This is a genomic window from Aminobacter carboxidus, assembly GCF_014863355.1.
In the GTDB taxonomy this organism is placed as follows: domain Bacteria; phylum Pseudomonadota; class Alphaproteobacteria; order Rhizobiales; family Rhizobiaceae; genus Aminobacter; species Aminobacter carboxidus.
Genome location: NZ_JACZEP010000014.1, coordinates 97162 through 103998, shown reverse-complemented (window position 1 = coordinate 103998; position 6837 = coordinate 97162). Strand labels below are relative to the sequence as shown.

Genomic DNA, 6837 nt, shown 5'->3' with positions numbered 1-6837 from the left:
CATCGAACGAACGCGCCAAAGCCATTCACCACTGGGCAGCAAACTACAACCTAACGCGCCCACACTCTGCACTCGGCGGCATCAGCCCGTTCCAAAGACTGAACAACCTTCTTGGAAACGACAGCTAGGGCGCCCGGCGCGCCAGCGGCGCGAAGCTGCTCAAGCCGAGCCAGGCCTGCATGGCGCGGGCGATCTTGTCGTCGCCATCGAGTTCCAAGCGGCCGGAATCGAGTTCCTGATTGAGCTTGGACAGTCCCATCCAAACCGATGTCATGCTGCGCAGCGATCCCCTGACCTCGAGGTCGATATCGAAGCCCGGGTCGGAATTGCACAGGTCGACTGCACCGTCGGCGACCACCAGCCACCAATTCTGCTGCGCTTTCGCCACTTCGGGATACAGAAAGTGAATCGTGCAGCGTTTTGGCGGCAGGGGCTGCGGGTTGAGGTTGCGGCGCATGTCCCACATCAGCAGCGAAGGATCGAGATTCCTGAGGGTTAGCTGGGATTCGACCCAGCGATGGCCCCAGTCGCCAAGGCCGAGGATGATCGGCCGCAAATCCTCTCCGGCTTCGGTCAGCCGGTATTCGACGCTGCCCGCGCCGCCACGCTCGGTCTGGATCACGCCAGCGCGCTCAAGTTCCTTCAGCCGCTTGGACAGCAGCGCCGGCGACATGCGTGGCACGCCGCGGCGCAAGTCGTTGAAACGGCTCGACCCCATCAGCATTTCGCGCACGACCAGCGTCGTCCAGCGCGTGCACAGCACTTCCGACGCCATCGAAACCGGGCAAAACTGGCCGTAACCGCCGCGATCGCTCATCTCGCACCATTCGCAGGAGACCCGCGCCTTATAGCGCAAAAGCAGCATGCTCGCACCTAGCCCATAGGGACGACAGGCTCGGTTGGCGATTCAGTTCCTGAACTGGACCGGAGCGGCCGTTGGCGCGATCCTTGGGCCTGACCTGCCGGTCAACAGGAGACGACTTGATGAGAAGTCTTGATAACGCTGCGCTGGCACCTGCCGGCGTGACAGGTGCAATGCCGATCGATGTGGTCGCTGCGGCTCACGATCTGGTTCCGGCCCTTTCCGAGCGGGCACGGCAGTTTGACGAGGGCGACTTCTTCGTCGCCGACAATTATGCCCTCTTGAAAAAGGCCGGCCTCGCCAGTGCCGGCGTGCCGCTCGAACTCGGTGGTGGCGGCGCCGACATGGCCGAGCTTGCGGAAATGCTGCGCATCATGGCGCGTGCCTGCGGCTCGACCGCGCTCGCCTTTGCCATGCACACCCATCAGGTGGCCATTCCCGCCTGGCGCTGGCGCCACCAGAAGGTCGCCGCCGTCGAACCGCTGCTCAAGCGCGTCGCCGCCGAAAACCTCATCCTGCTGTCATCAGGCGGGTCCGACTGGATCGGCGGCTCGGGCAAGGCAGAAAAGGTCGAGGGCGGCTATCGCATCACCGCGCGCAAGGTTTTCACCTCGGGCGCTGCCTCTGGCGACATCCTGATGACTGGCGCGATCACTTGCGAAGCCGATGGCACTGAAAAGGTCATCCATTTCGGCGTGCCGATGCGAGCGCCCGAGGTCAGCGTTGCCGACAACTGGCGCACGCTTGGCATGCGCGGCACCGGTTCCAACGATGTCGTCATCGACGGGCTGTTCGTGCCGGACGCGTCGGTCAGCTTCTCGCGCGCGGCGGGTCACTGGCACCCGGTGTTCCAGATCATCGCCACCGTCGCCTTCCCGCTGATCTACGCCGTCTATCTCGGCGTCGCCGAGAGCGCGCGCGACATCGCCGTCGAGATCGCGAAGAAGAAGCCAACGAGCGAGACGGCGCTCAACCTCGCCGGCCGCATGGATACGGCGCTGCGCGCCGCCCAGATGGCTCATCACGCGATGATCGAGGAGGTCGGGCGCAACAGCCCGTCGGCGGAAAGCGTCAACGAGGTGATGATCGGTCGCGCGCTGGTCGCCAGCCACGGCCTCGAGGTCGTCGAACTGGCCATGGAACTTGCCGGCGGCTCGTCCTTCTACCGCGACAAGGGGCTCGAACGCCGCTTCCGCGATATGCAGGCCGCGCGCTTCCACCCGCTTCAGGCTGGCCCACAGGCGCAGTATGCCGGCGCCATGGCGCTGGGGCTGCCGATCGACACGATCTTTTGAGTCAACTCCCTCCCAGGACAGCCGGCCGCCGCGACTTATCGCGGCGGCCATATCCATTTCCAGCATCATTTCAGCACCCTTGACCCTCACGCGGCGTGAGGGACTACTCATCTGGTCCTGCGGAGGCATGGTCGGATGAAGGCGTATACTGTGGGTGAACTGGCGCGGCTTGCCGGCGTGACGGTCCGGACGCTGCATCACTATCACGACATCGGTCTGCTCAAGCCCGCGGTGGCGATGAAGGCCTGGGCGCGCCGCCAGGCCGCCTGAAATCGAAAGGGCAAGGCCTGCAGGCCTTGCCCTTTTTGGTTGCTGCAAGCTTGTTCCTAAGCTCAGAACAGTCCTTCGATCTGGCCCTGTTCGTTGAGGAAGATCTTTTCCGATGACGGTGCCTTGGGCAGGCCGGGCATGGTCATGATCTCACCGCAGATGGCGACGATGAAGCCGGCACCGGCTGCAAGGCGGACCTCACGCACCGGCACGACATGGTCGACAGGCGCGCCGCGCAGGTTCGGGTCGGTCGAGAACGAGTATTGCGTCTTGGCCATGCACACCGGCAGGTGACCATAGCCGGCGGCTTCCCAGGCATGCAGCTGGTCGCGCACCGACTTGTCGGCGATCGCCTCCGAGCCGCGATAGATGCGCTTGACGATGGTGTCGATCTTGTCGAACAGCTTCATCTCGTCGGGATAGAGCGGCGAGAACTGCGAGGCACCCGATTCAGCGAGCTGCACCACCTTGTGGGCGAGCTCCTCGATGCCGGCCGAACCCTTGGCCCAGTGCTTGCACAGGATCGCTTCGGCACCCATCGAAGCGACATAGTCCTTCATCGCCGCGATCTCGGCGTCGGTGTCGGAAACGAAGTGGTTCATCGCCACCACGACCGGCACGCCGAACTGCTTCACATTCTCGATGTGGCGGCCAAGGTTGGCGCAGCCCTTCTTCACCGCATCGACATTTTCCTTGCCGAGCTCTTCTTTCTTGATGCCGCCATTCATCTTCATGGCGCGCACGGTGGCGACGATGACCGCAGCTGCCGGCTTGAGGCCCGCCTTGCGGCACTTGATGTCGAAGAACTTCTCCGCACCAAGGTCAGCGCCGAAGCCGGCTTCGGTGACGACATAGTCGGCGAGCTTGAGGGCGGTGGTGGTGGCGACCACCGAGTTGCAGCCATGGGCGATGTTGGCGAACGGGCCGCCATGGACGAAGGCCGGGTTGTTTTCCAGCGTCTGCACCAGGTTGGGCTGGACCGCATCCTTGAGCAGCACCGCCATTGCGCCGTCGGCCTTGAGGTCGCGGGCATAGACCGCCGTCTTGTCGCGGCGATAGGCAACGATGATGTCGCCCAAACGCTTTTCGAGATCCTTGAGGTCGGTCGCCAGGCACAGGATTGCCATGACTTCGGAGGCAACTGTGATGTCGAAGCCGGCTTCACGCGGAAAACCGTTGGCAACGCCGCCGAGCGAGCAGTTGATCTCGCGCAGCGCCCGGTCGTTCATGTCCATCACCCGGCGCCACACCACGCGGCGGGTGTCGATGCCGAGCTCGTTGCCCCAGTAGATGTGGTTGTCGATCAGCGCCGACAAAAGATTGTGCGCGGTGGTGATGGCGTGGAAGTCGCCGGTGAAGTGGAGGTTCATGTCCTCCATCGGCACGACCTGGGCATAACCGCCACCGGCAGCACCGCCCTTGACGCCGAAGTTGGGTCCGAGCGACGCCTCACGGATACACACGATCGCCTTCTTGCCGATGCGGTTCAAGCCGTCGCCAAGGCCCACCGTCGTCGTGGTCTTGCCTTCTCCTGCTGGCGTCGGATTGATCGCGGTGACCAGGATCAGCTTGCCGTCCTTGTTCTTGCGTGCATTGGCGATGAACTCGGCCGAGATCTTCGCCTTGTCGTGGCCATAAGGCAAAAGATGCTCGGACGGGATGCCGATCTTGGCGCCGACCTCCTGGATCTGCTTCTTCTTCGCCGCACGCGCGATCTCGATGTCGGTCTTGAATTCGGCCATGACGGCTCCTCCGCAGTGTTTACGCTAATGACGTCGCCGCCTTCGCTGTCGCGGCCATAGAAGCGCGACATCGGCGTTTCTTGCCGTCTCAAAACAGCCGCCCAATGCACGGATTGCGACAGCGGCGAGAGAGCGAACAGGGAGCAGGGACTAGTGAGTAGGGGGCCGTGGGTGCACAGCGCGTTATCCCATGGCTCCCTATTCGCTACTCCCTATTCGCCATTCGCTACCTGCTCAGCACGTTGCTGATCTCGACCAGATTTGAGCGCACGCGCAGGATGTAGAAGCCCATGGTGATCAGGTGCGAGGGCATGAACCAGCCGTCTTCGGCGCCGTTGGAGACGATGAAGGGCTGGATGTTCAGCGCCGAGCGTGTCTGCTGTTCCATCGTGTCCCACAGATTGTCGAGATTGCGGGTGCGCAGCACGTCCTCGAAGTCGGCATGGGTCGCCTTGAGCAGGCCGTAATAGCCGTAGAGCTGGCCATAGGCGAACCAGAAGCGGTCGTCGGCGCGCGGGTCGAACCAGCCATTGTTGAAGTTCTCGGCCCGGTCCTTGAGAATCGCCGAAGTGGCGCCGATGTCGTTGGAGATGCGGTCGATGAACTGGATCAGATTGTCGGCGCGGGCGTCGAACACCGCCTGGCATTTCTCGAGGCGGCCGTTGAAATTGTTCAGGCTCTTGATCGCCGAACGATAGTAGCTTGGCGTCGGCGTCTTCGGGCCGAACGGGGTCAGGCCGAAATACCAGGTGTATTCGTCGAACTGCATGTTGCCGCGCGCATCCTGGAGGTCGGAATCGACCTGGCTGGTGCCGCGCACGCGGCCAAGATTGTCGGCGAGTTCCGTCGTCGTGCGGCGGATCGCCTGGTTGATGCCGCGCTGGAACGAGGCCTTGTTGTCGAGGAACGGCGTGTGATCCCACGGCAACCCGAACAGGCCGGTCTTGTAGAGGATCATCGACGAGATCCAGGCGTTCTCGTTGACGTTGAAATTGGTCAGTTCCGCCGAAATGTCGGCGATCGCCGAGCGGCCGCAGGTCTTGGCCGTGTCGGTGCCGGCGCCGGCGACGATCTGCTCACCGGCCGAAACGTTGCGGTTCTCGAAATTATGCTTGGCGACGTAGTCGGGATCGAAATTCGTCCAAGCCTGGGTGTTCCAGACGAAATAGCCATACAATGCCACCAGGCCGGCGATCGCCGCGCCAACCACAGCCTTGAGGATGAAGCCGCGCTGCAGGTACCAGCGGCCGAGCCACATGAACGGCCACAGCAATATGCCGATGACGAAGCCGAGGCCGCGGCCGATCAGCTGGAACATCCGGGTGAAGAAATTCACGATCGGATCAAGCATATGGAACCCCCTCAGTCGGTCAGGCCGTAGAGCTGTGCGCGGAACGCCGCCTTGTCTTTCAGATATGTGCTTTTCAGCGTGTCGACAACATTGGATCGCCAGGTCTCGTTGAGCTCTTCATAGTCCTTGTAGAAGCCCTGCTTGTTGAAGACGTAGCGCGAGACGAAGTCCGACGGCACGAATTCGGAGATCAGCCGGTTGGTCAGCCAGGCGTCGGGATGGTCGGTCTTGGCCCGAACCACCAGGAAGCGATGCAGCGGAAACACTTCTTCGAGCCTTAGCTGGCCGAGCTGGGCGATCTCGCGCTTGGCGGCGTTGAGGAAGGGGAAGTTGCCGTCGCGGTTGATGACATCGGCGTGGCTGTGGATCCAGGTCTGCAGCCAGACCTTGTCGACCTTGCCGATGTCGCGCTTCGGTTCGGCTTCGCGGATCAGCGCCCGCACCGCCATTTCGGCGCGGTGCTCGAGATAGCCGGAGCTTTCGATCCACGAGGCGCGCGGCAAATCGAGCCGCCCGGTCGAGGCCAGGAACTTGAACACCTTGTCGGCGTCCTTGATCGAGAGATAGCTCACCTGCCACGGTCGCGAGCGGCGGAAGCCGGGTGCCGACGGGTCGGAAATGACTGTCGTCACATCGGGATCGACAAAGACGTACAGTCCGCCGAAATGGCTGGTCCAGAACGCGTTGTGGCGAAAGATCACCTGGTCAGGCACCAGCGCGTTCTCGCGGATGTCGCCGCAGACCTTGGCCAGCTCGACCATGCGTTGGAGCATGGCGTCGTCGCGCCAGGCCTCGGGTTCCTGCTTGAGCTTGTCGACTAGCTTGCCGAGCTCGGCTGCCTTGCCCAGCACATCCTCGGCCGAAAGCACGCGGAACTCGACCTGGTTGATCGACAGCAGGTCCTCAATGTCCTCGACCTTGGACACCGAGTCCTCGATCTCGCCATAGATCACGTCCTTGATCGTCAGCGCGTCGATGGCACGCTGGTTCTTTGACATGAACTCGAACAGCAGCTGCGAGGTGTTGGAAAACGCCGTGTGCACCACCGGCAGGTCGATCTGCGACGGCGTCAGGATGATGAAGCGGCGGTTGATCTCGTTGGGATCGAGATACTGGTAGTCGCCGAGTTCCTCGGCGATCTCGGGCGAAAAGCCGGTTCGGTCGATCTCGAAACTCTTCAGCTTCGTCGGCTTGAGCCCGAACGCCGTCAGCGCCTTGTTGTAGCGGTCGATCAAATGCGGTTCGTCGACCGGAAGCAGTCGCCCGTAGATGAGTTCGTTGTCGCGGAGGAGGTCCATCTATTCCTTCTCCCCGTTT

The 6837-nt window shown here is 62.5% G+C and carries 7 protein-coding genes; 3 read left to right on the top strand and 4 right to left on the bottom strand.

From position 1 onward, the window contains the following. Window positions 1-128 (top strand): integrase core domain-containing protein (locus IHE39_RS31195; RefSeq protein WP_192568641.1); only part of this gene is annotated, 128 nt, incomplete at its 5' end. Here IHE39_RS31195 and IHE39_RS26870 read toward each other — a convergent pair. Beyond that, on the bottom strand, window positions 125-817 hold the full coding sequence (locus tag IHE39_RS26870; protein ID WP_184769837.1) for a winged helix-turn-helix transcriptional regulator: 693 nt from the start codon (window positions 815-817) through the stop codon (window positions 125-127). The genes IHE39_RS31195 and IHE39_RS26870 overlap by 4 nt on opposite strands. A 218-nt stretch (window positions 818-1035) precedes the next feature. On the opposite strand from IHE39_RS26870, the gene IHE39_RS26865 reads away from it, so the two are divergent. After that, complete coding sequence (locus IHE39_RS26865; protein WP_192568646.1) at window positions 1036-2157, top strand: acyl-CoA dehydrogenase family protein; 1122 nt, start codon at window positions 1036-1038, stop codon at window positions 2155-2157. Window positions 2158-2292: 135 nt separating this feature from the next. Then, the gene (locus IHE39_RS26860) at window positions 2293-2427 is read left to right on the top strand and encodes a MerR family DNA-binding transcriptional regulator (protein ID WP_184769814.1); all 135 of its coding nucleotides are present in this window, start codon (window positions 2293-2295) and stop codon (window positions 2425-2427) included. 62 nt (window positions 2428-2489) lie between these two features. On the opposite strand, the gene IHE39_RS26855 is transcribed toward IHE39_RS26860, so the two are convergent. From IHE39_RS26855 to IHE39_RS26845, 3 genes are all read right to left on the bottom strand, one after another. Beyond that, window positions 2490-4169 (bottom strand): formate--tetrahydrofolate ligase, encoded by a 1680-nt coding sequence (locus IHE39_RS26855; protein WP_192566947.1) that lies wholly within the window; start codon window positions 4167-4169, stop codon window positions 2490-2492. Between the two features lie 226 nt (window positions 4170-4395). Then, window positions 4396-5520 carry a DUF2333 family protein gene (locus tag IHE39_RS26850; RefSeq protein WP_184766783.1) on the bottom strand — a complete coding sequence of 375 codons (1125 nt, stop codon included), beginning with the start codon at window positions 5518-5520 and terminating at the stop codon, window positions 4396-4398. Between the two features lie 11 nt (window positions 5521-5531). Further along, window positions 5532-6818 (bottom strand): DUF6638 family protein, encoded by a 1287-nt coding sequence (locus IHE39_RS26845; protein ID WP_184766784.1) that lies wholly within the window; start codon window positions 6816-6818, stop codon window positions 5532-5534. Between the last annotated feature and the right edge of the window lie 19 nt (window positions 6819-6837).